The following is a 24,536-nucleotide window of genomic DNA, read 5'->3' on the forward strand; positions in this document are numbered from 1 at the left end:
GTTCCTCGCCCTCTGCTGTCCGCCAGGTGGCCTCCGTGGCCCTTGGTCTGGCCCTGCTGGCTGGTTTCACTGTGCTGGCGGCGCGCCTGTGGGTGGAGTGGCAATGGTTTGAGCAATTCGCCAAGGGGGAGGTGCTGCTGCACCGCTGGCTGTTGCAGTTGGCTGCGGCTGCCTTTGGCCTGGTGGTGGGCCTGGCTCAGCAGCGCTGGTTGATCCGGTTTTGGCGCCCTGCGCCGGCGGCTGCCCCGGAGCGGCGCTTCGCCCTGGCGCCCCTGCCCTATGCCGCCAGCCTGGTGGTGCTGGCCCTGGCCCAGTTGGTGCCGCTTGCCTTGCTGTTGCGGCTGGCCGAGCGCCTGATGGTCGACCCCTTCGATCCCCGCCGGTTGCACGGCCTCACCGTGCTCAGTGGCGTGTCGGCCCCGCTGCTGCTCCTGCTGGCGGGGCTGGCTGGGGCCCTGCTGGCCCGTCCCCGCACGGCCCCCCGGCTGGTGGCGGCGATGGCGTCGCTGGCTGCGGCCACGGCCCTGGGCAGGGCGTGGGGTCTGTGGTCGTTGGCCTTGCTCGCCCCGGACAGCGGCCTGCGCGAGCCCATGCTTCAGGCCGACATCGTCTTTGGGCTGGTGCGCTTTCCCGCCCTGGCCTTGGGTCTCACCCTGTTGATCGCCTTGGTGCTCTGCCACTTGGGGGCAGGGCTGTGGGGCATCGTGGCCCGCCCGCCCCAGCTCAGCGACGGTCGCTTCCACGGCTTCTCCGCTGCCCAGCTGTTGCGGCTGCGCTGGCCCCTGGCCTTGATGGCGTTGCTGGTGGCCTGCAGCTTCTGGCTCGGCCGCCACCAGCTCTTGCTCAGCACCGCCGGCAGCGTGCCGGGCGCCGGTTGGTTGGATGTGCACCTGGTGCTGCCCTTGCGCACCCTGGCCGCCGTGGTGGCTGTGCTCACCGCCGTGGCCCTGCTGCTTCCCCTGCCGCGGCAGGGGATCCGGGGGGGCCTTCTGCTTGGGGTGTCGCTGGCCCTGTTGCTGGTGCCGCTGCTGGAAGCCGCGCTCACTCCCGTGCTCCAGCTGTTGCTGGTCAAACCCCGGGAACTGCAGCTGGAAACCCCCTACCTGGCCCGTTCGATCCGGGCCACCCGGGCTGCGTTCCAGCTCGACGACATCAGCACCCGCTTTGTCAAACCGCGCCGCCGCCTCACCCGGGCCGATGTGCAGGCGGGCGATGCCACCCTGCGCAACATCCGGCTCTGGGACAGTCAGCCGTTGCTGTCCACCAACCGTCAGCTGCAACAACTGCGGGTCTATTACCGCTTTTCCGGGGCTGCGGTGGATCGCTACGGCCTCAGTGGCAACCCTGCGCTGGGGCGCCAACTGGTGATCATCACGGCACGGGAGCTCGATCAGGCGTCCCTGCCGCCTGCAGCACGCACCTGGCTCAACACCCACCTGGTGTTCACCCACGGCTACGGCTTTACCGTTTCACCGGTGAACACCAGCAGTCCTGATGGCCTGCCCGATTACTTCATCAGCGACCTAGGCGCGTCCACGCGGGTGCAGGGCAACAGCCAGCTCGGCATCACCACCGCCGATGTGCGCGCTGGCATTCCGATCGGCCAGCCCAGCCTCTACTTCGGGGCCCTGGTATCGCCCTACGCCCTCGCCCCCACCCGGGTGCAGGAGTTTGACTATCCCCAGGGGGATGAAAATTTCTACACCCACTACGCCGGGTCGGGCGGGGTGCCGATCGGCTCACCCTGGGGGCGGCTGGCCTCGGCGATCTACCTGGGGGAACCGAAGCTCTTGGTGCAGGGGGCGATCACGCCGCAGACCCGGCTGTTGCTGCGCCGCGAGGTGCGCGAGCGGTTGCGCACCCTGGCTCCGTTTGTGCGCTTCGAAGGCGATCCCGTTCTGGTGTCGGTGCAGCTGAAGGATCCTGGTCCCTTCGCCCCCAACCAGCACCAGTTCTGGATGGTGGAGGGCTTCGCCACCAGCCGCAGCTATCCCTACAGCGCCGCGGTGCCGAGCGATCCCGATATCCGCTATCTGCGCAACTCGGTGAAGGCGCTGGTGGATGCCTACAACGGCACTGCCGTGCTCTACGTGGCGGATCAACGCGACCCGATCATCGCCGGCTGGCAGCGGCTGTTCCCGGGCCTGTTTCAGCCCCTTTCGGCCATGCCGGCGCCGCTGCAGAACCACATCCGCTACCCCCAGCGCCAGTTCGAGCTCCAAACCGCCCAGCTGCTCCGCTACCACGTCACCGATCCGCGGGTGTTTTACAGCGGCGACGACGTTTGGCAGGTGCCCAAGGAGCTCTATGGCCGCAGCCAGATCCCGGTGAAGCCCTATCACGTGAGTGCCCAGCTGGCTCCGGAGTTACCACCCGAATTCCTGCTGTTGCAGCCCCTCACGCCCCTGGCCCGCCCCAATCTGGCGGCCTGGTTGGCGGCCCGCAGCGATGCGCCCAACTACGGCCAGTTGGTGCTGCTGCGCTTCCCCACCCAGACCCCGATTTTCGGTCCGGAGCAGGTGCAGGCCCTGATCAACCAGAACCCTCGCATCAGCCAGCAGTTTGGCTTGTGGGACCGGGCTGGATCGGAAGTGATCCAGGGCAACCTGCTGGTGGTGCCGGTGGGAGAGGCTCTGCTCTATGTGGAGCCGGTGTATCTCAAGGCTCGCAATGGTGGACTGCCCACCCTCACCCGCGTGGTGGTGAGTGATGGAAGCCGGGTGGCGATGGACACCACCCTCGAGAAAGCGATCGAGGCCCTGCTGGACCCCCGCCGCTCCCTCCCGACCTTCCCCAGCCCAGCTGAAACAACCACCCCCTGACGCCATAAAAATGGGCCCCTTTCGGGGCCCATGGTGTTGTTGGAGAGAGGCCGGATGGCCCAGCTGCCAGGTTGATCAGGCGGCTGTTTAGCTCAAGCAGCCACGGCGGTTTTGGGGTCGAGTTCGCCCTTGGCGTACAGATCGGCGTAGTAGTTGATGTCGCGCTGCTTGATCTTGCTGGCGTTGCCGGCACACCAGAACTGCTGGTAGCGATCCAGGCACACCTGCTTCATGTACTGCCGGGCCGGCTTGTTGAAGTGGCGGGGATCGAAGTTGGCGGGATCCTTGAAGGCGGCTTCCCGCACGGCGGCGGTGAAGGCCAGGCGGTTGTCGGTGTCGATGTTCACCTTGCGCACGCCGTTGCGGATGCCCTCCTGGATTTCCTCCACGGGCACGCCGTAGGTCTCTGGGATGGCACCGCCGAACTTGTTGATCATGTCCAGCCACTCCTGGGGCACCGAGGAGGAGCCGTGCATCACCAGGTGGGTGTTGGGGATCGCCTTGTGGATCTCGGCGATGCGGCTGATGGCCAGCACTTCACCGGTGGGCTTGCGGGTGAACTTGTAGGCGCCGTGGCTGGTGCCGATGGCGATCGCCAGGGCATCCACTTTGGTTTTGGCCACGAAGTCAGCGGCTTCGGCGGGGTCGGTGAGCAGCTGGCTGTGGTCGAGCTTGCCCTCGAAGCCGTGGCCGTCCTCGGCCTCGCCCATGCCGGTTTCCAGGGAGCCCAGGCAACCCAGCTCACCCTCGACGCTGACGCCGATGGCGTGGGCCACGTCCACCACTTCCTTGGTGACAGCCACGTTGTACTCGTAGCTGGCGGGTGTCTTGGCGTCGGCCATCAGCGAGCCATCCATCATCACCGAGGTGAAGCCGTTGGCGGCGGCACCGAAGCAGGTGGCGGGGCTGTTGCCGTGGTCCTGGTGCATCACCACCGGGATGTCGGGATAGGTTTCCACCGCAGCCAGGATCAGGTGGCGCAGGAAGTTTTCACCGGCGTACTGGCGCGCGCCCCGGGAGGCCTGCAGAATCACCGGAGAGTCGGTTTCGTAGGCCGCCTCCATGATCGACTGCACCTGCTCCAGGTTGTTCACGTTGAAGGCAGGGATGCCATAGCCGTTCTCAGCGGCATGGTCGAGCAGCAGCCGAAGCGGAACGAGCGCCATGGGAAAACCTCTCGGGGTCGAAAGTTGGGACTGGGGGGGAGTCTAGGGGATGCCCTTTGGCCGAAAACGGCGCTAGCTGCCTGACTGGCGGGCCCAGTCGCAGCAGTGTTGGCTGCGCACCGCTTCGCCAAGGCCAGGCACCATCGGCCGGCCTTCCCGGACCGCGGCACTCCACCAGCTGTGAATTCGCTCCACGGGGGCAATCCGGCCGTCGGACCAGGTGCGGGCGAAGCTCCAGCGGGCGTCGGCATCGACCGGCCGCAAGGGCTCCCCCGCCTGGGACTGCCACAGCCCGAAGCCATGAACGTAGTCGGCCTGGTTGTCGGAGCCGAGCACGGCGGTGCCGTCACGGCCGTAGAGCTCCAGCCAGCAGCCCCTTCCTCGGCGGGCTACCGAGGCCAGATTCAATTGGGCCGGCACCCGTTGCCCCTGGTGGGTTTCCAGTTCGAGCTGCACCAGGGCGATGTCTTCGGCATCGACGCTGGCCAGCCGGCCGCTGCCATCGGCCAGCGGCCGCTCCCGGATGGCCGTGCTCAGCTGGGCCTGCAGGGAATGGGTGGGTCCCACCAGCCAGTGCAGGGTGTCGAAGGCATGGGTGCCGAGGGCGCCCAGCACGCCGCCACCTTCGGCGGCCTGGGAATACCAGCTCCAGGGGCGGGAGGAGTCGGCGCGGCTGCCCATCAGCCAGTCAAATTTCACCAGCACCAGCTCCCCCAGGCTGCCGCTCTCCAGCAGGGCTGCCAGTTGCTGAAACAGGGGCACGGCCCGGTATTCAAAGTCGACCGCCACGGTGAGGCCCCGTTGCAAGGCCAGGCGCTGCAAGCTCTCCACCTGCTCGGCGCAGAGGGCCACGGGCTTCTCCAGCAGCAGATGCTTGCCGGCCTCCAGGGCCCGTCGGGCCAGATCAAAGCGGGGTGCCGGGGGGGTGGCGATCACGATCGCCTCCACTGCGGGGTTGGCCAGCAGGGCGTCGAAGTCGCTGGTGCCGGGCAGCTCGGCGCTGCGGCAGGCGGCCTCCAGCCGCTGCGCCCTGGGGTGCCAGAGGGCCACCGGCGTGGCGCCGGGGCAAGCGCGCAGGGCCGGCAGATGCACCGCCTCGCCAAAGCCCAGGCCCGCAATGGCCACGCCCAGGGGTTTGGTCATGACAGGGCCTCAGGGGCGGCGGCACACACCTCGCCGATCACGCTGGCGATCAGGGAGTCTCCGGCGGCTGGTTGCCACTCGGCCCCGAACTGGGGCAGGCCGTTGATCGAGGTGTCGCGGAACAGTGCCTGGCCGCAATCGATCTCCATCACGTAAAGATCACTCACTGGGCGGGGCTTGTCCTCAGTGGCGGCGGGCTGAAATCGGCTCAGCACCGACACATTGCCGCTGCGGCTGCGCCGCAGGCTGCCGCCGTCCCACCACTGGCGTCCCTCGCTGGTGGTGGCCACTTCGTGCCAGTCCACGGGGCCAGCCAGTGCAGGGCCAGCTGCGCCCGTGAACAGCGCCACCAGCAGCACCAGGGCTGCGATTCGGGACACCATCGTGGAGATGATCTGTTTCACGCCAGCAACTGTTTCACGCCAGGTTGCTCAAGCGGGCACCGTTTCGCGGCAGCCGTGCATCTTCAGCAGGCTGGCCAAGGTGGCCTTGAAGGTGGTGCGCTCGACGATGGCGTCAACGAAGCCGTGGTCGCGCAGGTATTCGGCGGTCTGGAAGCCGTCGGGGAGTTTTTCGCGCAGGGTCTGCTCGATCACCCGGCGGCCGGCAAAACCGATCAGGGCTTTGGGTTCGGCCAGGATCAGATCGCCCAGCATCGCGAAGCTGGCGGTGACCCCACCGGTGGTGGGGTAGGTGAGCAGGGGCATGTAGAGCAGCTCGGCCTCGCGGTGGCGCTCCAGAGCGCCGGAGATCTTGGCCATCTGCATCAGGCTGAGCATGCCCTCCTGCATGCGGGCGCCGCCGGAGGCGCACACGATCAGCACTGGGACGCGGCGTGCCGTGGACGTTTCGATCAGCCGGGTGAGTTTCTCGCCCACCACCGAACCCATCGAGCCGCCCATGAAGCGGAAATCCATCACCCCCAGGGCCAGGGGCAGTCCGCTGGTGCGGCACAGCCCCGTGATCACCGCGTCTCTCAGGCCGGTGCTCTGCTGGCTGTCGCGGATGCGGTCGGCGTAGCTGCGGCGGTCCTTGAAGGCCAGCGGGTCGGTGGGCGCCATGGCGCTGTCGAGCGGTTCAAAGCTGCCCGGATCGGCGATCAACGCGATGCGCTCTTCGCTGTCGATGCGGTTGTGGTGGCCGCATCCTTTGCAGACGCTGGCATTGGCCACCAGATCCTTGCGATACACCACCAGCCCGCATTCCGGGCATTTGCTCCAGAGGCCATCGCCTTCCTCCACGTCCTGGGTGACCCGGACGGTTGGTGCATTTTTCTGGCGATCCGCAAACCAGTCGAACAACGACATGCGATCTCGGGGGGCAGTGGGCCTGGCGATGGACCTATTTAAGGCGCTTCACCACACCAGCCCCAGCGCAGCAAGCCAGACGTCGTGGCCCAGCAGCCACACGGCGGCCCCGCCAGCGGCCAGGAAAGGCCCAAACGGAAAGGGCTGGTGCTTGCCGAGCCGGCCACTGAGACGGCCGATGCTGCCCACCACGGCGCCACTGAACACCGCCAGGATCACCGTGAGCCCCAGGCCGGTCAGCCCGAGCCAGGCTCCAAGGAGGGCGGCCAGCTTGGCGTCCCCCAGTCCCAGGGCCGGCTTGCCGATCGCCTTCTGGGCCAGGGCGCTGACCGCCTCAAAGCCCACCAGCCCAACACCAGAGGCCACCAGGTGGTGGAACAGCAGCTCGCGGCCCACGCCCGCGTCCTGCTGGAAGCCGATCAGGGCCGTCACCGCCAGGCCGAGCACCAGGCCGATGCGGCAGAGGGGCTCCGGCAGCCAGAGGCGATCGAGGTCGATCAGCACCAGGGGGATCAGCCAGCTGAGCAGCAACCAGCCCGCCGCTACCAGCAGCCAGGGCTGGGGTTGGGGGCCCATGGCGCTAGGGCGGGCCAGCAGCGCCGCCACCCACAGACCGGCACAGAGCAGTTCCACCAGGGGGTAACGGATCGCGATCGGGGCGCCGCAGTGGCCGCAGCGGGCCCGCAGCAGCAACCAGCCGAGCACAGGCACGTTTTCGCTCCAGCGCAGCCGGCTGCCGCAGTGGGGGCAATGGCTGGGGGGCAGCACGATCGATTCTTCCCGCGGCAGGCGCCAGGCCACCACGTTGAGAAAACTGCCGACGCAGGCCCCGAGCAGGGCCGCCAGCAGCGGCAGGGCTGGAAAGCTGGACAGAAGTGGAGCCGTGGCGCTCAAGCGGACCTCAGGCGGGAGGCATGGAGGAAGGTTTGCGGGGCAGGCGCAAGCGGGATCCGCCGCTGCGGCCCAGCCGGCCCCGGATCAGATCGATGGGCACAAAGTGTTCGTCCGGCAGTAGCACCGGCAGGTCGAACACCAGGCGGCCCTGGTTGCCGTGGAGCACCACACCGGCAGGATCCGCCTCCGCAGAGGCATTGTTGAGAGCCTGAAACAGCACCCGCCGTGCCGCCTGAATCACCAGCTGGCTGTTGATCCGATCGAGACGAAGTCCGGGAGCCGCCTTGGCGGAGGCCCCCGGAATCAGAAACGACGGCGCCGAGGTCTGTGGTTGATCCGCCTGGTGGTGTTCCACACGGGGTGGATTCGTGGGTGTGGCGAAGGAAATCGGCCTCACCAAAACGAATTGCAGTCCCAGACTAAAGGCTGCAGATGCAATCAGGCCAGCTTCTTCTTCTCTTCGATCATGCGGTGGATGATCGGGGTGAGGATCAACTCCATGGCAAAGCCCATCTTGCCGCCGTTCACCACGATTGAGGTGGGTGTGGACATGAAGGAACCGTTGATCACGTTGAGCAGGTAAGGGAAGTCAATCCCCCACTTGTCGCGGGCCACCTTGCGGATGTGGATGATGACGAAACTCTCATCCGGGGTGGGGATGGTCTGGATGAAGAAGGGGTTGGAGGTGTCCACGGTGGGCACCCGCTGGAAGTTGATGTCGGTGAGGCTGAACTGTGGGCAGATGTGATTGATGTAATCCGGCATCCGGCGCAGGATCGTATACACCGTGGCTTCAGCTGAGTAGCCGCGCTCCTGGTTGTCGCGGGCGATCTTCTGGATCCACTCCAGGTTGACGATCGGCACCACGCCGATCAGGAGATCCGCCAGATTGCGCAGGTTGTAGCCCTCGCCCACTACGCCGCCGTGCAGGCCCTCGTAGAAGAGCAGGTCGGTGTCGCCGGGAATCGGCTCCCAGGGGGTGAACTGACCAGGCTCCAGGTTGGTGCCGAGGCGGGCGTTGTGCTCAGCGGCCTCCTCAACGGAGTGCAGGTAGTAACGCTTCTCGCCGCCGCCGGTTTCGCCGTAGGTGCTGAACAGCTCTTCAAGCTTGTCGAAGCGGTTGGCGTCGGGACCGAAGTGGGAGAAGTTCTCGCCCTTGGCCACGGCAGCGGCCATCGCTTCCTTCATTGGGCCCCGCTCGTAGCGGTGGTAGCTGTCGCCCTCCACCACCGCCGGGGTGATCCCCTCACGCTTGAAGATGTATTCGAAGGCGCGCTTGACGGTGCTGGTCCCAGCGCCGGAGGAACCGGTGACAGACACAACCGGGTGACGCTTCGACATGCGCGGGGATTCAAAAACCGACCGTGAGTTTGGCAGGTCGCCGGACCGATTCCCCCATCCCTGCGGTGAACCGTTGCAGGATCAGCCCTCCAGCGCTGCCAAGAGTTGTTCGCCCATGGCGCGGCAGCCCAGTTGGGTGCAGCCCTCGGCCATCAGGTCGCCGGTGCGGTAGCCGGCTGCCAGCACGCGATCCACCGCTGCTTCCAGATCGGCGGCAGCTGCCTGCTGCTGCAGGCCGATGCGCAGCAACATGGCGGCGCTGAGCACCATGGCCATCGGGTTGGCCTTGTCCTGCCCAGCGATGTCTGGCGCAGAACCGTGGATGGGCTCGAACAGGCCCGGACCGCTGGACCCCAGGGAGGCCGACGGCAGCATGCCGATCGAGCCGCTGAGCATGGCGGCCTCATCGCTGAGGATGTCGCCGAAGAGGTTGCTGGTGAGCAGCACGTCGAACTGGCGCGGGTTGCGCACCAGCTGCATGGCGGCGTTGTCGACATACATGTGGCTGACCTCCACGCCTGGGTGGTCGCTCGCCATCGCGTTGACCCGGTCGCGCCAGAGCTGGCTCACATCCAGCACGTTGGCCTTGTCGACGCTGCACAGGCGCCCGCCTCGCTGCATGGCCAGCTCAAATCCGACCTTGGCGATCCGATCGATTTCGTCATCGAAGTAGGCCATGGTGTTGAAGGCCCGCACCCGGCCTTCCGCTTCGACACGCCCCTTAGGGGTGCCGAAGTACACACCGCCGGTGAGTTCGCGCACCACCAGCAGGTCCACCCCCTCGATCACCTCGCGCTTCAGGGTGGAGGCGTCGATCAGGGCCGGAAGGATCTTGACGGGTCGCAGATTGGCGAACAGGCCCAACCCTGCCCGTAGCCCCAGCAGACCGGTTTCGGGGCGCTGCTCCCGGGGCAGGGTGTCGTATTGGGGGGAGCCGATGGCGGCCAGCAACACCGCATCGGCATGCCTGCAGGCCTCCAGGGTGCTCGCGGGCAGGGGCTCGCCGGTGGCATCGATGGCGGCGCCGCCCATGGGCTGCTCGTCGTAGGCGAGGTCAAAGCCATGCCGGGCACTCACCGCATCCAGCAGCTGCCGGGCCACTGCGGTGATCTCCGGTCCGATGCCATCGCCGGGGAGCAGGGTGATCCGGTAGCTGGTCGTCATGGTGGTGTGGGGGTGCCGCCGGCGGTGTTTAGGGCTGGCGGCGAGGCTAGGCGCTGGCTGGTTGCACCCCTGGCGGGCTCAGCTCTGCACGCGTTTCTCCAGTTGGCGCAAACTCTTGGCCAGCTCGGGCAGCTTGTTGAAGGCGGCCGAGCAGCGCAGCCAGAGGCGATTGGGGATGGCCGGATAGCCGCTCACCACTTCGCCGGCGGCCACCTCGCCATGCACGCCGGATTTGGAGGAGGCGATTGAGCGGTCGCCCATCACCGCCTTATTGGCCAGCCCCACCTGGCCCGCCAGGATCACGCCGTTGCCCAGGCGAGCGCCACCGGCGATTCCCACCTGGGCCGCCAGGGCGCAGCCCTGGCCGGTGATCACGCCGTGGCCGATGTGCACCAGGTTGTCGATTTTGGTGCCGGCGCCGATGCGGGTTTCACCCACCGAGGGGCGATCCACCGTGCTGCCGCAACCCACCTCCACGCCGTCTTCGAGGATCACCTGGCCGGTCTGGGGCATCTTGCGCCAGCCGTTGGCGGTGGGCACAAAGCCGAAGCCCTCGCTGCCGATGACGGCGTTGGAGTGCACCACGCAGCCGCGGCCCAGGCGCGTGCCGGGCTGCAGCACAGCCCCGGCGTGGAGCTCGCAGCCCTCGCCAACCTGCACATCGTCGTAGAGCACCACCCGGGGGTGAAGGATGCAGCTGGCGCCGATCTGCACGTTCGCGCCGATCACCACCTGGGCTCCCACATGGGTGCCCATCCCCACGACGGCGCTGGGATCCACCACAGCGCTGGGGTGAATGCCGGAGGCCGGGCGGCTGCGGGGGTAGAGCGCCTCGAGGGCTTCGGCAAAGGCCAGCCTGGGATCGGCCAGGGCGACCCAGGCCAGGCCGCGATCCCTGGCCTCCTGTTGGAGAGCCTCGGCCTCCTCGCCCCGGACCGGAATCAGGACCGCACTGGCGCCACTGGCCTGCAAGGCCGCCGCCAGGGCATTCCCCGGTTCGAGGAAACTCAATTGGCCGCTCCCGGCCTGGTCGAGGGCGGCGGCACCGCGGATCTCGGGGTCGCCGGCCAGGTGGCGCGGGCTGGCATCAGTCACGTCGCTCAGATGGCTGAGCAGGTCGCTGAAGCGCATTCCAAGGGAGCCGTCCAGGCCGGATCGTAGGCCGGGCCTAGGAGCTGGTGAGCACGAGTTGGTCGCGGTGCACCACCTCCACGCCGGCGCGCCCCATCAGCTCCCGCAGCTCCGTGCTGCTGAGGGTGGCCAGCCCCCGGCCCAGCTCCCGGCCATCGCTGGCCAGCAGCCGCACGGCCTCGCGGCGGCCAAAGTCGCCCTCCACAGCCTTCACCCCCACGGCCAGCAGGGAGGCCCCCTGGCGGGTCAGGGCCTGTTCGGCGCCCGCATCGAGGTGCAGGCTTCCCTTGGGCAGCAGGGCATGGGCGAGCCAGCCCTTGCGGTCGGGCAGGGGGGTGGGGCTCGGCTGGAACACGGTGCCGACCCGCTCGCCAGCCAGGAGGGCATCGAGGACGGCGGGGTCGCGGCCGTCGGCCAGCCGCACGCGGATGCCGCTGGAGGTGGCGATGCGGGCGGCAGCCAGTTTGGTGGTCATGCCACCGGTCCCCCACTGGCCGCCACCGGTGGCCACGTTGTGCAGGCTGTCCAGCTCCGCCAGGTTGCGCACCTCCTCGATCGGCCGCGCCTCGGCATCGGTGCGGGGATCGCCGGAATAGAGCCGATCCACATCGGTGAGCAGCACCAGCTCGTCGGCGCCGATCGCCACCGCCACCAGGGCCGACAGGGTGTCGTTGTCGCCGAAGCGCAGCTCATCGGTGGCCAGGGTGTCGTTTTCGTTGACCACCGGCACCACCCCCCAGTCCAGCAGCTGCTCGAGGGTGCGGCAGGCGTTCTGGTAGCGACGCCGGGAGGCCAGATCGCCGCGGGTGAGCAGCACCTGGGCCACGGCCAGGCCCCGCACCGCGAACGCGTCTTGATACAGAGCCATCAGCCGCCCCTGGCCTACGGCGGCGGCGGCCTGCAGGGCCACCACCTCACTGGGTCTCTGGTCCATCTCCAGGGCGACGCAGCCCAGGCCCACGGCACCGCTGGTGACCAGGGCAATCGCGTCGCCACGGCGCTGCTGACGGCTCAGACTGGCCGCCAGATCAGCGATCACCGCCGCGGTGGGGCGATCACCGCTGCCCCGCAGCAGGCTGGTGCCCACCTTGATTACCCGGCGCATGGCGCTTTGCTCGTGTGCCATCAGCCCAGGGTCGTGCCGACCCAACGGGCCAGGCGCAGCTCCAGCTTCTGCAGCCGATCCCGCTGGCAGGGCTGGCCGAGCGGATCGATCGGCTTCACCAGCACGGTGAACAGCCCGAGCCGGTTGCCAGCAATCACATCGGTGAAGAGGCGATCACCGATCAGGGCCACTTCCTGGTGGGGCAGCTGCAGCTCGGCCAGCACCTTGCGCAGGGCGCTGCGTCGTGGTTTTCCCGCAGAGATGGTGTAGGGGAGGTCGAGCTGGGCCGCGACGGCTCCAATCCGTTTGCGGGAGGGGTTGTTGCTGAACAGGTGGATCGGCATGTGCTGCCGCGCCAACCGCAGCCAGCGCAGGGCGCTGTCGGGCAGCTCTGCCTGGCGGCGGGGCAGCAGGGTGCGGTCGACATCGAGCACCAGGGCCCGGATCGGTTGGTCCAGCAGCTCCTGCAGGGGCAGCTCGGCCAAGGTGCATTCCCGCAGCCAGTTGGGGCGCAGCAACTGACGCAGCATCAGTCGTCGCCCTCCCGCTCCTCCAGCTCAGCCTCGATCCGGGGCTGGACCCGCTCAAACTCCTCGCCTTCCACCAGCACGGCACCGTTGCCGTCCATCCGGGCGACCACAAAGAAGGGATCGAGGGGGATGTAGAGCCCGTACTCCCGTTCGTCCGCCAGGAAGCTCACCAGCAGTTCGTAGGTCTCCGAGTCGTCATCAGCGTCCTCGTCGTCGTCGAGCTCCTCGGGTTCGTCCAGTTCACCGCTCACCGTGAGGGTGACGGCAGAACGCACCAGGGTGAGGTCGTGCTCCTGGAGCACCACATCGGCGACAGACAGGATCGGCTCGGTGGCATCGATCGTGTCGATCAGTTCCGGGTCTTCGTCGTCGTCCAGGCGGAACAGGCAGACCGGGGTGTCCACCGGGGTGAGCAGCACATAGTCGTGGCCGTCGAGGGGGATCAGCTGCTCGAGGAAGCAGAGCAGCTGGCGGCCGCGGCTGTCGTGCACGAGCACCGTTGGCACATCGGCGGAACTCTCCGAGGGGGGCTGGGAGGGGGCTTCGGGGCTCATGCAGGGGGCGCGTGTCTTCTCAGGATGGTGCAACGCCGGCCATCTCGCCGCCGCCGATGGTCGCCGGCTGCACCGGTTCTGGCCCCTCCTGCAGCCACTGCTCCAGCAGCAGCGCTGCCGCAGCGCTGTCGAGGGCGCCGCTGCGGTCGCCGTGCAGGCCATGGCGCTCGGCGGCGGCCCAGCTGCTGGTGTGCTCGTTGACCCAGGCCAGGGGCAGCTGGAGCGCTCGGGCCAGCTGATCGCCATACCGCTGGCAATGCTGAGCCTGGGCGGTCGGTTGGCCGGCCTCATCGAGGGGCAGGCCCACCACCAAGGCGCTGACGCGCCGCTGGCGCACCAGCGCCCTCAGGTGCTCCAGATCCGTGGCAAAGCGCCCCCGGGCCAGGGCCGGCAGGGGCGTGACCGTCAGCCCCAGGGGGTCACAGCCGGCCAGGCCGATGCGCCGGCGGCCCACATCCAGGGCCAGGGTCGAGCGGGGCTGGGGAGGCTGGCGGCGGGCCCGCTGGGCAGCGTCACGCACGGGGAAGGGTGGGTGTGAGAGGGGTGGGTGTGGGAAGTGGACGGCGGCGGGGTTGCCACTGGCCGAGGATCGCCTCCAGGCGCTGGGCGGCCCGGGCGGGTGCCTGCAGGCCCTGGCGCCGCCAGACGCTGCGCGCCATCAGCACCCGCTCACCGCGCTCCTGGGCGCCGAGGCCCGCCATCCAGAGCTGTAGGGCCTCGTCGCGCAGATCGCAGCGCAGCCACAGGGGTTCACCAGCCCCCAGCTCGCTCTGTGCCCGCTGCAGCAACAGCTCGGTGGCGGGGCCCACCAGATGCGTCCAGCCGGGATGGACACTCAGTTCCACGTCGTGGCCGCCGCCGGGATGGTCGCCGATCCAGCGCACGGCCGCCACCGCTTGCTCGCGATTGGGATCCACCCACATCCAGCCCCGGCCGTGGCTCTGGTCGAGCAGGTCGTCGACGCCCCGATCCAGCAGGTGCCGCAACCGGGCCGGGCAGACCGCCTGCTCCAGGTGCCACAGCAGCGGCGCCGAGCGGCGGTTCAGGGCGGTGAGCTGCAGGTCGGCAGGCGCTGGCAGGGGGGGCGCTGCGGATGCGCTCGCGGGCTGCTGCCAGCACCAGAGGCGATCCGTGCGCAGGGGCTGGAAGCCCTGCTCGCGCAGCATCGCCAGGCGGGTGTCGTCGAGGGTGGAGGCCGCGGCAATCCAGCTGGCGGCGCCCTTGGCCCGCTGAATCGCGGCCCGTAGCAGGGTGGCGGCCAGCTCCTGGCGGGCGGCGGCGGGGGCCAGACGCAGGTGCTGCATCTGCCAGCAGCTGCCGCTGCGGTTCAGCCGGCGGCACACGATCAGGCCCAGGGGTGTTTGGCCGTTGAGGGCAACCAGCACCTGGGGCGCCAAGGATGGACGGGCCAGCAGGGATTGCAGCAGGCGCTCCGGCAGCCCCAGCAGCAAGGCGCGCTGCAGTAGCGGCTGCAGCGGCAGGAAGGCGGGGTCGCTGAGCAGGGGCAAGTGCCAGCCGGCGAGAGGCTCGAGCCGCCAGCTGTCTGGTTCGGGCCGCCCTGGTGGTGCCGGCTGGGCAGAGGGGGGCTGCAATATCCCGAGCATGGGGCGTGGCGAAGATGCCGGGGCTGAACGGGCGCCGAGGCTGATCCGATCTCCCAACTGTATCGGCGGCGCCCGATGTGCGCCCCACCCCGCGGCCGCTCAGGCCGGCCGCACCAGCACCAGGGGGGTGCGCTCGTTGGCGTTGCCTGCCGGGTTGGGGCGCAGGGCCCGCTCCAGCAAGGCCTCGTCGCAGCCCGGGCTCGAGGCCAGCACCTTGACCCGGCCCAGGTCGTTGACATCCACCACCGCCACCGCCACACCGAGGGAGCGAGCCATGGCGGCGCAGAAGGCAGCGGGCTGGTCGGGGCCCAGCACAATCGTCTGGTCGTAGGGCGGGGTGGTGCCCGTGATGTCGTCGATCAGGCGGGCTTGCTCGCCGGCCAGTCGGTAAAACCAGCCCTTGCTCCCCACCAGCTTCAGCGCCAGACCCACCAGCCAGGCCCCCAGCACCCGGGCCGGCCCCACCACATCGATCAGGCTCTGCAGGCCGCAGGCGGTGGCCAGGGAGCTGGTCGGGTGGAACACCCGGCAGAGCAGCCGGGCCAGGCCGCTGGGCTGCACGGTGGAAGGGTGGTGATAGCGGCCCTGGATCACCGCCAGCGGGGTTTCGCCGATGGTCAGCACGTCGCCCGGCTGGATCAAGCCGCCGGCGTAGCGGCGCAGCACAGCTTCCGGATCATCCAGCACCCCCAGCAGGTGGGTGCCCAACGGCAGCACGCGACAGCGGTCGCCGTCGCGCCAGCGGGCATTTGCGGCGGCCAGGGGGGTGGGCATTTGCAGCGGCACGAGCACGCCGTCACGGCGCTCGAGCCGGCCGAAGGGGCCGTAATTGATCCAGAGGATGTCCAGCCAGAGGGTGTCGAGCAGCTGCTCGAGGGGCTGGCCCGGCGCTCCGCTGAGGCTGATGTGGATGCGGGCGCTGGTGCTCTTGCGCCCCTTGACGATGTAGGCGGCCCAGTAGCCATCCGGGCGTGACTCCTCATCCGGATGGAGCGCCTCGATCCGACTGCTCACCGTGACGCCCGCCAGGTCGCCCCGGCCCAGCAGGGTGGGCCGCAGCGTGATCTCCGGCACCATCACCTCCATGCGGCGATGGGGGTTGCTGATCGTGATCGTGCCGGTCACCTCCAACCCCGCGGGGGTGCGCTCCACCTGGAAGCCATCGGCCCGCAGCTGCAGCGGCGACGCGGGCCGCAGCCGGTGGCGCAGCTCCAGCCACACCAGGGTGAGGCCCAACAGCAGGGCCAGCACCAGCACGAGCTTCAGCAGGGCGAGGGCGACAAGCGAAGAAGCCAATTGCGACCGGGCAAGAATCGCCGGAGCGTAAGTGGGCCTGCGGTCTTAGCTTCAAACCGTCAGCTTCAAACCGTCGCGATTTCGGTGCCCGGCATGCGCAAGACCTTCGTGCTCGACACCAATGTGCTCTTGCACGATCCGGCTGCGCTAACCCGGTTTGAAGACAACAACATCTTGATTCCGATCGAGGTGGTGGAGGAGATCGATCGCTTCAAGCGGGATCCGGCCGAGAAGGGACGCAACGCCCGCCAGGTGTCGCGCCTGCTGGATGGGCTGCGGGCCCAGGGCAACCTGGCCGATGGGGTGCCCAACGGTGACCAGGGCGGCACCCTCAAGGTGGTGTTCTGCCGCAGTGAAACCCTCAGCCAGTTGCCGCCGGAGCTCAAGGCCGGCAACGGCGACAATAACATCCTGGCGGTGGCCCTCGAGGAGCAGCGGCTGCAGGCGGTGATGGGCAGTCAGCCGCCGGTGATCCTCGTGACGAAGGACACCAACCTGCGCATCAAGGCCGATGCGGTGGGCCTGATCGCCCAGGACTACACCAGCGATCGGGTTGACATCGGCGACCTTTACCCCGGCCTGTGTGAGTTGTGGGTGAGTGCCGAGCAGATGGACCGGCTCAAGCTGCCGCCGGGCCTGGAGGTGAACGGGCTGGCGGTGGAGACCTCCCTGCAGGCCAATGAGGGGGTGACCCTGATCGACCAGGCCCAACCGGCCCACACCCTGCTGGCTCGCTTCAATGCAGCCACCGGCACCCTGCAGCCGTTGCAGCGGGCGCCCAAGGCCAAGCTCGGCCGCATCCAGCCCCGCAACCGGGAGCAGACCTTTGCCCTGGATCTGCTGCTGGATCCCGAGATTCAGCTGATCACCCTGGTGGGCAAGGCCGGCACGGGCAAGACCCTGCTGGCCCTGGCGGCGGGCCTGCACCAGGTGGCCGATGAGCGGCTCTATGAGCGCTTGCTGGTGACCAGGCCGGTGATCTCCCTGGGCAAGGAGATCGGTTTTCTGCCGGGGGATCTCGAGGAGAAGATGGGGCCCTGGATGCAGCCGATCCTCGACAACCTCGACTTTTTGCTGGGCGGCAGCGGCGAGGACGAGGGGCGCGGTGCCGGGCGGACAGCCGGTGGCGGTGGCGCTGGAGCGGGTGGCCGGGGCGGCAGCCACCGCGGGCCGCGCAGCAACTGGACCGACCTCAAAGGCATGGGTCTGCTTGAGGTGGAGGCGATCAGCTACATCCGCGGCCGCTCGATTCCCCGCCAGTTCATGGTGGTGGATGAGGCCCAGAACCTCACGCCCCACGAAGTGAAAACGATCGTGACCCGGGTGGGCGAAGGCACCAAGATCGTGCTCACCGGCGATCCCTACCAGATCGACAATCCCTACGTGGATGCCGAGAGCAACGGCCTCACCTGGCTGGTGGAGCGCTTCAAAGGCCAGGCCCTGGCCGGCCACGTGACCCTGCTGCGGGGTGAGCGAAGCGAACTGGCTGAGCTGGCGGCCAACCTGCTCTGAGCTTGGTTCCCTAGCCGTCGAGACCGGTGCGCCGCTCCCAGGGGGTCACTTCGGAGCGGTGCTGATCCCACTGGCGCCGCCGCAGACGCTCGTAGGCCTGGCAGAACGCCTCGCCCAGGGCCTGGCGCAGCACGGTGTCGGCGGCAAAGGCATCGAGGGCATCCCCGAGGCTGGCGGGGAGTCGTCCGGCGGTGCCGGTGGGGAGTGGCTCGGCGTAGTTGTCGTTGTCGTGGCGGGGGCCCGGATCGAGTTGGCGCTCGATGCCATCGAGGCCGGCCGCCAGCACGGCCGCCTGCAGCAGGTAGGGATGGGCGGCGCCGTCGGGCAGGCGCAATTCGAGGCGCTGGTCGTCGGGGATGCGCACCATGTGGGTGCGGTTGTTGCCGCTGTAGCTGATGCCGCCCGGACTCCATGTGGCGCCGGAGCTGGTCGGTGGCGCGGCCAGCCGGCGGTAGCTGTTCACCGTGGGGTTGGTGAGGCAGCTGAGGGCCGGCGCGTGGGCCAGCAGGCCGGCGAGAAAGTGGTAGGCCAGGGTGGAAACGCCCAGGGGACCGCTGGGATCGTGGAAGAGGTTCTGGTTGGCGTTGGGGCTGCCGGCCGTGCCCCAGAGCGAGAGGTGGGTGTGGCAGCCGTTGCCGGTGAGCTCGGCGAAGGGTTTGGGCATGAAGCTGGCCCGCAGCCCCTGCTGCTCGGCCATCGCTTTCACCATCACCTTGAAGAAGGCATGGCGATCGGCGGTGGTGAGGGCGTCAGCAAAAGTCCAGTTGACCTCAAACTGGCCGTTGGCATCTTCGTGGTCGGCCTGGTAGGGGCCCCAGCCCAGCGCCTCCATCGCCTCCAGCAGGGGGCCGATCAGCGGGTAGCGGCGCATCAGGGCCAGTTGGTCGTAGCAGGGTTTCTCCTGGCTGTCGGCCCCATCGGCGATCTGCTCACCAGAGGGATCGAGCAGGAAGAACTCCGCCTCCACGCCGCTGCGCAGCTCGAAGCCCACGGCGGCGGCCCGCTCCAGCTGGCGGCGCAGCAGCCGGCGGGGGCACTGCTCCATCGGCGCGCCGTTGAGCTGCAGCTCGGCCGCCACCCAGCCCACCTCCGGCTGCCATGGCAGGGGCGTGAGGCTGGCGGCCGCCGGGATCGCCATCACATCGCCATCGGCGGGTGAGAGATCCAGCCAGGCGGCAAAGCCAGCGAAGCCGGCCCCGTCCCGGGCCATGCCGGCCACCGCTGAGGCGGGCACAAGCTTGGCCCGCTGGATGCCGAACAGGTCGGCGAAGGAGATCAGCAGAAACTTGAGGTTGAGCTCCTGCACCTGCTGGGCGAGATCAGACATGGGACGCTTGCTGGAGGAGGGTGGCAACGATGCGGTGCAGGCTCTGTTGCTCCGCCGGACTGCTGTGGGGGTTGCCGGCGCGGTGGCCGAGCTGCGAGCGGATCAGGTGCAGCGCAGCACCGGGGATGGCGTCGGCGTCGGCGGCCAGATCGTCGACCGGGAAGTAGAGGTCGTGGCTGCCGGCCACCACGGCGGTGCGGGCCTGGATCCGGCCCAGGGCTTCCGCCAGATCACCTCCGGCGGCCACGTCGTGGGCGAGCCAGGTGTCGAGCATGGCGATCAGATCGCGGGGGTCGTGGCGCTGGTAGTGGGGCAGCCACTGGCGTTCCACGTGCTCCTCCATCGGCTCGGGGATGCTGCGGAAGAAGGGCTGGCTGGCGGCCCAACTGGCGTAGATCAGGGCATAGGTGCGCAGTCCTTGATCCGGCGGTGCGTCGAAGCCCCCGCCGTTCCAGTGGCCATCAGCGGTGAGGGCCTGGCGCAGGCTCAAGCAGAACAGGCGGTTGTGGGGCGAGGTGCGGGCTGTGCCGCAGACGCAGCAGATCCGCTCCACCTGCTCGGGATGGTCCACGGCCCACTGGTAGGCCTGTTGGGCCCCCATCGACCAGCCATAGATCAGGGGGAGCCGTTCGACGCCGAACACCTCGCTCAGCAGCTGACGTTGGGCGGCGACATTGTCGCGGTGGCTCACCACCCAGCCCTGCTCCGCCAGGCCCATGGCGCCGTGGCTGGGGCTGCTGGAGGCGCCGTTGCCGAACATGCCGGCGATCACGACGCACCAGCGCTCGGGATCGAGCACCGGCCCCACCAGCCAGGCCAGATCCTCGGGTCGGGCGCCATAGGAGGTGGGCACCAGGATCAGGTTGGAGCGATCGGCGTTGGGTTCGCCGATCTGCAGATAGCTGACCTGGGCGCCGGGGATGGTGCGGCCGCAGGCCAGGCGCCAATCGCCGAGGCAGTGCTGGGCCCGCTGGGCAACGGCGGTGGCGCTCATGCCGGCAGACGCAGGGCCGGCAGGTTGCGCAGCAGCCGGCGGTGCACCGCCAGGTAGCCCCGATCACAATGGCGAAGATGGGGCGCGATCGGGAGATGGGCGGCCGGCAGGGCGTGGAAGGGCAGGGAGGGGTAGAGGTGGTGCTCGGCGTGGAACGGCATGTTCCACATCAACCAGCGCACGGCCGGGTTGGTGAGGGTGGTGCGGGTGTTCTCGGTGCCGTCACGGCTGAAGCTGCAGCCGCTGTGCTCCGCCAGCAGCAGGACCCGCAGGAAGGGTTGCCCCACTGCCAGGGGTAGCAGCCAGAACCACAGCAGAAATCCGTTGCCCCCCACCAGGGAGGCCAGGGCCAGAGCGCCGTACACCGCGAACTGCAGCCGCACCGAGCGGCGCACCTGCGGAATCGCCTCAGGACTGAGGTAGCTCAGAGCGCTGAGGTCGCCCCACAGCAACCGGCGATAGCCGACCAGCTTGCCGGACCACCAGGTCCAGCCGCTCACCTCCTGCAGATAGGCCCAGGCATCGGTGGGCGCCGGATCGTCGAGTTCTGGATCGAGCCCGGGTTGGTGGGTGTAGCGATGGTGCCACTGGTGGTAACGCCGGTAGTGGGTGGCGTTGTAGAAGCTCAGCAGCCCCGCGAGCCAGGCCATGGTGTCGTTCAGCCGCCGGCTGCGAAAGGCGGTGCGGTGGCCGCACTCATGCAACGGCGCAAAGCAGGTGGCCAGGCCGATGCCGCACAGCAGCAGCCCCAGCAGGCGCAGAGCTAGGGGCCAGCTCTGGTGAGCCCAGCCCAGCCCGCCCAACACGATCGTGAGCAGGTGACTGACCAGCCGCAGGATGGCTGGGCCATCGCGGAGCGTGTTGAGGCTGGCCAGCGCATCGCGCTCCAGCAGCGGTTGGGAGAGTTGGGCCATGGGCCCTATCCCACCAGCTCACTGGCCCCGGCTTCGGTAGGCGATGCGACCATCTGAGCCTCAGCCCCTCACACCATCTGGTTGGGTTGCACCCAGCGATCGAACTCTTCGGCGCTGATCTCGCCGAGCACCAGGGCGGCTTCCTTGAGGCTGAGCTGGTGGTTGTGGGCGTGCTTGGCAATGGCGCAGGCCCGGTCGTAGCCGATGGCGGGGGTGAGGGCCGTGACCAGCATCAGGCTCTGGTCGAGCAAGGTTTCGATGCGGCTTTCGTTGGCCTTGAGCCCCTCGACGCAGTGCTCGCGGAAGCTGCTGCAGGCCCCCGCCAGCAGGGTGATGCTCTCGAGCACGTTGTGGGCGATCAGCGGTTTGAACACGTTCAGCTCGAAGTTGCCCTGGCTGGCGGCGAGTTGCACGGCGGTGTTGTTGCCCATCACCTGCACGGCCACCATGGTCAGGCTTTCGGCCTGGGTGGGATTCACCTTGCCCGGCATGATCGAGCTGCCGGGTTCGTTTTCCGGAATCACCAGCTCGCCGAGGCCGCAGCGGGGCCCGCTGGCCAGCCAGCGGATGTCGTTGGCGATTTTCATCAGGCTGCCGGCCAGCACCGTGAGGGCGCCGTGGGCGGAGGCCAGGGGCTCATGGCCCGCCAGCGCCTGAAACTTGTTGGGCGCTGAGCTGAAAGGCAGCCCAAGGCGCTCGGCCAGCCGCGCCGCCACCGCTTCGCCGAAACCGGCAGGGGCGTTGAGGCCGGTGCCCACGGCTGTGCCGCCGATGGCCAGCTGGCGCACCTGGGGCAGGCTGGCGCGCAGGCTTTCGAGCCCCAACTCCAGCTGGGCCACGTAGCCGCCGAACTCCTGACCCAGGCTGAGGGGCACCGCATCCTGCAGGTGGGTGCGGCCGATCTTGATGATCTCCGCATAGGCCTCGGCCTTGGCCGCCAGGGCGCTGCGCAGCGCTTCCACCGCCGGAATCAGGCGGCGCTCCAGCTCGATCGCCACCGCCACGTGCAGGGCGGCTGGAAAGGTGTCGTTGCTCGACTGGCTGAGGTTGACGTGGTCGTTGGGGTGAACCGGGCTCTTGCTGCCCAGCACGCCACCGGAGGCTTCGATTGCCCGGTTGGCGATCACCTCGTTGACGTTCATGTTGGTTTGGGTGCCGGAGCCCGTCTGCCACACCTTCAGCGGGAACTCTCCATCAAGCGCCCCGGCGGCGACCTCGTCAGCTGCCGCCACGATCAGGGCGGCCAGCTCTGGGCTGAGCTTGCCCTTCGCCTGGTTCACCTCGGCGCAGGCCGCCTTGAGCTGGCCGAAGGCGTGCACCAGCGCCAGGGGCATGGCCTGGCCGAAGGGGAAGTAGTGGATCGAGCGCTGGGTCTGGGCGCCCCAGTAATGCTCATCGGGCACCTCGATGGCGCCCATGCTGTCGGTTTCCAGGCGGCTCATCAGCGGCTCACCACCTCCGAATTGAGTTCGTTGAAGCTCTCGGTGGTGCTGCTGGTGCCCCCTTCCGGCAGGGGGATGCCGGTGGCCTGGCTGACGGCGGTGTTGATCGCATCGACGTCCACGGCGCCCTGTTGATCGAAGATCACCTGGCCCTCGGGGTTGAACACCACCACCTGGGGGATCGAGCCCGACCAGTAGTGGGCTGGGTCGGTGGGGCCGGCGTCAGCGCGGTTCTGCAGGGGGTCGGTGACCAGGGGGATCAGCTCGATGCTGTTGAGCCACACCCGCTGCAGCTCCGACACCACCGCCGAAAACTGTTTGCTGGCGGCGTCGTCATCGAGGTAGTAGACGACCACGGTGGTGCGGTGGTCGGACAGGGCCTGGGCGAGGCTGCTGCGGGGCGGCACCAGGGAGCCGTTGCCGGCGTAGAGGGCGTAGATGTTGCCGTCGTAGGTGTTATTGGTGAGCGAGGCCTGGGCCGGCGGGCTCCACAGGCCCCAGAGGCCCGACGCCAGCAGCATCCCCAGGGCGGAGGTGAGCAGGGCCCGCAGGACGCTCTTGGTGGTTGTCGCCGTGCCCGTCATCCCGATCCGCTGGCTTGAATGGGGCCATTGTGGCGTTCAGCCACGGCCCAGGCTGCGGCCCATTCCCTGGGCGATGCCCCGGCCCACCAGGCCGATGGCCCGGCCCAGCACCCGGGTGAGCACCACCACCACCAGATCGCCCAGGCCGCGCACCAGGCTCTGCACCTGGGGAGCTAGCGCATCTCGGGTTTCCAGCGCCAGGGTCACCAGTTGCTGCAGCCAGCCGAGCTGGCGCAATTCGGCGTCGCGGGGTTCGGTGAGCTCCTGGTAGCGGATGGCGCCATCGCGCAGGCAGTAGAGCCGGCGGCGGCTCTCGTAGAGGCTGATCGGCCGCTCCACCCAGCTGCTCCAGCGCTGCTGGGCGTTGAGCTGGTTGCGCAGCCGCTCCAGGTTGCGGGTGGCGAGCAGGTCGGGTTGGAGCAGGTAGCGGCGCAGCTCAGGCCAGTGGGCACAGCTGGCCAGCAGCTCAGCGCTCACCAATTCGGCGCTGCGCACCAGCCAGTTGGCCAGCAGCAGCTCCAGATGCAACACGGCCTGCGGCTCATCGGCCGCCAGCAAGCGACCCTGCACCAGCAGGGGCTGAGCCCGCACCAGCGCTGCCAACATCGGTTGGGCATCGGGCAGTTCTGGGTCGCCTGCGGCGAGGTTGCTGCAGCGGATCAGGGTTTCGGCCACGGGCTGGAGGTTGCCCTCGTGAGGCAGTTGCACGTAGGGATTCACCAGGCTGCGCAGGGCTTGCTGGCGCAGTTCCGGCTGCCACTGCTGCCAGCGCTCCTGCAGCGCTTGCTGAGGAGCGGGGTCGCTCAGCAAGCGCTGGCGCAGGCTGTCCACCTGGCTGAGCAGGGCCCGCAGCAGATCCCGCCGCCGCTCCTCGCTGAGCCCCTCAATGGCCAGCAGTTGGCCGGTTTGGTTGCTCAGGCCAGCGTCGATGCCGGCCTCAAGCCGCTGGCGAATGGCATGCCAAATCCCATCGGCGCTGCGCTGTTGCAGCGTGATCGCCAGCACGGGTTCGGGGCCGCCACCCGGGGCGTTGGCTGCGGCCAGGGTGGGGCTGAGGCTGGAGGCCAGAGGGCCCCAGGCCACACTCACGGGGCCCCAGAGCACCAGCAGCAGTTGGCGGGCCGCCGAGAGTTCCCGGAGGCGACCCTGCAGCACCAGCAGTTGCACCAGGTTGGTGGGGGGCGGTGTCAGCAGACGCCCGATGGCCTGGATGTCGGCATCGATCTGCTGCAGGCCACTGATCAATAGCCATTGGCCCAGCCCCAGCGCCGGGGTGGCCGTTGGCGTGGGCGTTGGGGTGTCATCGGCTACGGCCAGCACCCGGCCGCCGGCCAGCAGGGTGGGGATCGCCTCCAGCAGCTCCTGCGGACTCGGCGATTCCAGCAGTCCAGCCGCGGGCAGTTGCAGCAGGGCCTCGCTCTGAAGGCCGTGGCCTGCCGGCAGCAGCAACAGCAGCGGTGCCGGCTGCCAGCGCTCCTGCAGGCGCAGCACCTCCTGGGCCAGGCCTCCCCTCATGTCTTGGCTGCTGGCCTGCCAGATCACCAACGCGGGCAGACCCTTGAGTTGGTCTGGCGTTTCGGCAACGTGATATTTCCCGGCCTGATCCGTCAGCAGCCGGTTGAGCCCATCACGCAACAGCGGTTCAGCAAACAGCAGCAGCTGCGCACTCACAGGTCGGGCCGGATGGTTCGGCCAACGCTACCGAT

23 protein-coding genes are annotated in these 24,536 nt (G+C 68.7%); 2 read left to right on the top strand and 21 right to left on the bottom strand.

Annotation, left to right across the window (positions count from 1 at the left end; translation table 11 throughout):
* Positions 1-35: 35 nt before the first annotated feature.
* Positions 36-2,822: a UPF0182 family protein gene (locus tag KBY70_RS01340; RefSeq protein WP_254987100.1), complete on the top strand. Its 2,787-nt coding sequence runs from the start codon at positions 36-38 to the stop codon at positions 2,820-2,822.
* A gap of 92 nt (positions 2,823-2,914) precedes the next feature.
* On the opposite strand, the gene fba is transcribed toward KBY70_RS01340, so the two are convergent.
* The 15 genes from fba to KBY70_RS01415 form a co-directional block, all read right to left on the bottom strand.
* Complete coding sequence (gene fba, locus KBY70_RS01345; RefSeq protein ID WP_254987101.1) at positions 2,915-3,988, bottom strand: class II fructose-bisphosphate aldolase; 1,074 nt, start codon at positions 3,986-3,988, stop codon at positions 2,915-2,917.
* Between the two features lie 72 nt (positions 3,989-4,060).
* Complete coding sequence (locus tag KBY70_RS01350) at positions 4,061-5,131, bottom strand: Gfo/Idh/MocA family protein (protein ID WP_254987102.1); 1,071 nt, start codon at positions 5,129-5,131, stop codon at positions 4,061-4,063.
* The gene (locus KBY70_RS01355) at positions 5,128-5,535 is read right to left on the bottom strand and encodes a hypothetical protein (RefSeq protein ID WP_315859669.1); all 408 of its coding nucleotides are present in this window, start codon (positions 5,533-5,535) and stop codon (positions 5,128-5,130) included. Before KBY70_RS01355 ends, KBY70_RS01350 begins: the two co-directional genes overlap by 4 nt.
* Positions 5,536-5,562: 27 nt before the next feature.
* A complete protein-coding gene (gene accD, locus KBY70_RS01360; protein WP_094559265.1) occupies positions 5,563-6,438 on the bottom strand; it encodes an acetyl-CoA carboxylase, carboxyltransferase subunit beta in 876 nt (291 codons plus the stop codon).
* Between the two features lie 48 nt (positions 6,439-6,486).
* Positions 6,487-7,332: a prepilin peptidase gene (locus tag KBY70_RS01365; protein ID WP_254987103.1), complete on the bottom strand. Its 846-nt coding sequence runs from the start codon at positions 7,330-7,332 to the stop codon at positions 6,487-6,489.
* Positions 7,333-7,339: 7 nt separating this feature from the next.
* Positions 7,340-7,687, bottom strand: a complete 348-nt coding sequence (locus KBY70_RS01370) for a hypothetical protein (protein WP_254987104.1) — start codon at positions 7,685-7,687, stop codon at positions 7,340-7,342.
* An 83-nt stretch (positions 7,688-7,770) separates the two neighbouring features.
* A complete protein-coding gene (locus KBY70_RS01375) occupies positions 7,771-8,673 on the bottom strand; it encodes a phosphoribulokinase (protein ID WP_254987105.1) in 903 nt (300 codons plus the stop codon).
* A gap of 81 nt (positions 8,674-8,754) precedes the next feature.
* Positions 8,755-9,837 carry a 3-isopropylmalate dehydrogenase gene (gene leuB / locus KBY70_RS01380; protein ID WP_254987106.1) on the bottom strand — a complete coding sequence of 361 codons (1,083 nt, stop codon included), beginning with the start codon at positions 9,835-9,837 and terminating at the stop codon, positions 8,755-8,757.
* A gap of 78 nt (positions 9,838-9,915) precedes the next feature.
* On the bottom strand, positions 9,916-10,968 hold the full coding sequence (gene lpxD, locus KBY70_RS01385; protein WP_094559262.1) for a UDP-3-O-(3-hydroxymyristoyl)glucosamine N-acyltransferase: 1,053 nt from the start codon (positions 10,966-10,968) through the stop codon (positions 9,916-9,918).
* Positions 10,969-11,005: 37 nt separating this feature from the next.
* On the bottom strand, positions 11,006-12,094 hold the full coding sequence (gene proB / locus KBY70_RS01390) for a glutamate 5-kinase (RefSeq protein WP_233128412.1): 1,089 nt from the start codon (positions 12,092-12,094) through the stop codon (positions 11,006-11,008).
* Positions 12,094-12,603, bottom strand: a complete 510-nt coding sequence (locus KBY70_RS01395) for a YqeG family HAD IIIA-type phosphatase (protein ID WP_094559260.1) — start codon at positions 12,601-12,603, stop codon at positions 12,094-12,096. The genes proB and KBY70_RS01395 overlap by 1 nt, the downstream gene beginning before the upstream one ends.
* Positions 12,603-13,157, bottom strand: coding sequence for a DUF3727 domain-containing protein (locus tag KBY70_RS01400; RefSeq protein WP_094559259.1), 555 nt, complete (start codon positions 13,155-13,157; stop codon positions 12,603-12,605). The genes KBY70_RS01395 and KBY70_RS01400 overlap by 1 nt, the downstream gene beginning before the upstream one ends.
* Before the next feature lie 19 nt (positions 13,158-13,176).
* Positions 13,177-13,677, bottom strand: a complete 501-nt coding sequence (gene ruvX / locus KBY70_RS01405; protein WP_094559258.1) for a Holliday junction resolvase RuvX — start codon at positions 13,675-13,677, stop codon at positions 13,177-13,179.
* Positions 13,670-14,749, bottom strand: a complete 1,080-nt coding sequence (locus KBY70_RS01410) for a GNAT family N-acetyltransferase (protein ID WP_094559257.1) — start codon at positions 14,747-14,749, stop codon at positions 13,670-13,672. The genes ruvX and KBY70_RS01410 overlap by 8 nt, the downstream gene beginning before the upstream one ends.
* Positions 14,750-14,860: 111 nt before the next feature.
* The gene (locus KBY70_RS01415) at positions 14,861-16,057 is read right to left on the bottom strand and encodes a F420-0:Gamma-glutamyl ligase (protein WP_233128411.1); all 1,197 of its coding nucleotides are present in this window, start codon (positions 16,055-16,057) and stop codon (positions 14,861-14,863) included.
* 93 nt (positions 16,058-16,150) lie between these two features.
* Here KBY70_RS01415 and KBY70_RS01420 point away from each other — a divergent pair, with 93 nt between their 5' ends.
* Positions 16,151-17,569 carry a PhoH family protein gene (locus KBY70_RS01420; RefSeq protein WP_094559256.1) on the top strand — a complete coding sequence of 473 codons (1,419 nt, stop codon included), beginning with the start codon at positions 16,151-16,153 and terminating at the stop codon, positions 17,567-17,569.
* A 10-nt stretch (positions 17,570-17,579) separates the two neighbouring features.
* Here the strand turns inward: KBY70_RS01420 and glnT are convergent, their stop codons facing one another.
* From glnT to KBY70_RS01450, 6 genes are all read right to left on the bottom strand, one after another.
* Positions 17,580-18,896: a type III glutamate--ammonia ligase gene (gene glnT / locus KBY70_RS01425; RefSeq protein ID WP_198953815.1), complete on the bottom strand. Its 1,317-nt coding sequence runs from the start codon at positions 18,894-18,896 to the stop codon at positions 17,580-17,582.
* Positions 18,889-19,890, bottom strand: coding sequence for an alpha/beta fold hydrolase (locus KBY70_RS01430; protein ID WP_094559255.1), 1,002 nt, complete (start codon positions 19,888-19,890; stop codon positions 18,889-18,891). Before KBY70_RS01430 ends, glnT begins: the two co-directional genes overlap by 8 nt.
* Positions 19,887-20,804 (bottom strand): fatty acid desaturase, encoded by a 918-nt coding sequence (locus KBY70_RS01435; protein ID WP_254987109.1) that lies wholly within the window; start codon positions 20,802-20,804, stop codon positions 19,887-19,889. The genes KBY70_RS01430 and KBY70_RS01435 overlap by 4 nt, the downstream gene beginning before the upstream one ends.
* Positions 20,805-20,872: 68 nt before the next feature.
* The gene (gene fumC / locus KBY70_RS01440) at positions 20,873-22,246 is read right to left on the bottom strand and encodes a class II fumarate hydratase (protein WP_409996000.1); all 1,374 of its coding nucleotides are present in this window, start codon (positions 22,244-22,246) and stop codon (positions 20,873-20,875) included.
* Positions 22,246-22,830, bottom strand: a complete 585-nt coding sequence (locus KBY70_RS01445) for a thylakoid membrane photosystem I accumulation factor (RefSeq protein WP_254987111.1) — start codon at positions 22,828-22,830, stop codon at positions 22,246-22,248. Before KBY70_RS01445 ends, fumC begins: the two co-directional genes overlap by 1 nt.
* 36 nt (positions 22,831-22,866) lie before the next feature.
* On the bottom strand, positions 22,867-24,501 hold the full coding sequence (locus KBY70_RS01450; RefSeq protein ID WP_094559252.1) for a DUF3685 domain-containing protein: 1,635 nt from the start codon (positions 24,499-24,501) through the stop codon (positions 22,867-22,869).
* Positions 24,502-24,536: the final 35 nt, after the last annotated feature.

Source organism: Cyanobium sp. ATX 6E8, assembly GCF_024346335.1.
GTDB lineage: Bacteria > Cyanobacteriota > Cyanobacteriia > PCC-6307 > Cyanobiaceae > Cyanobium_A.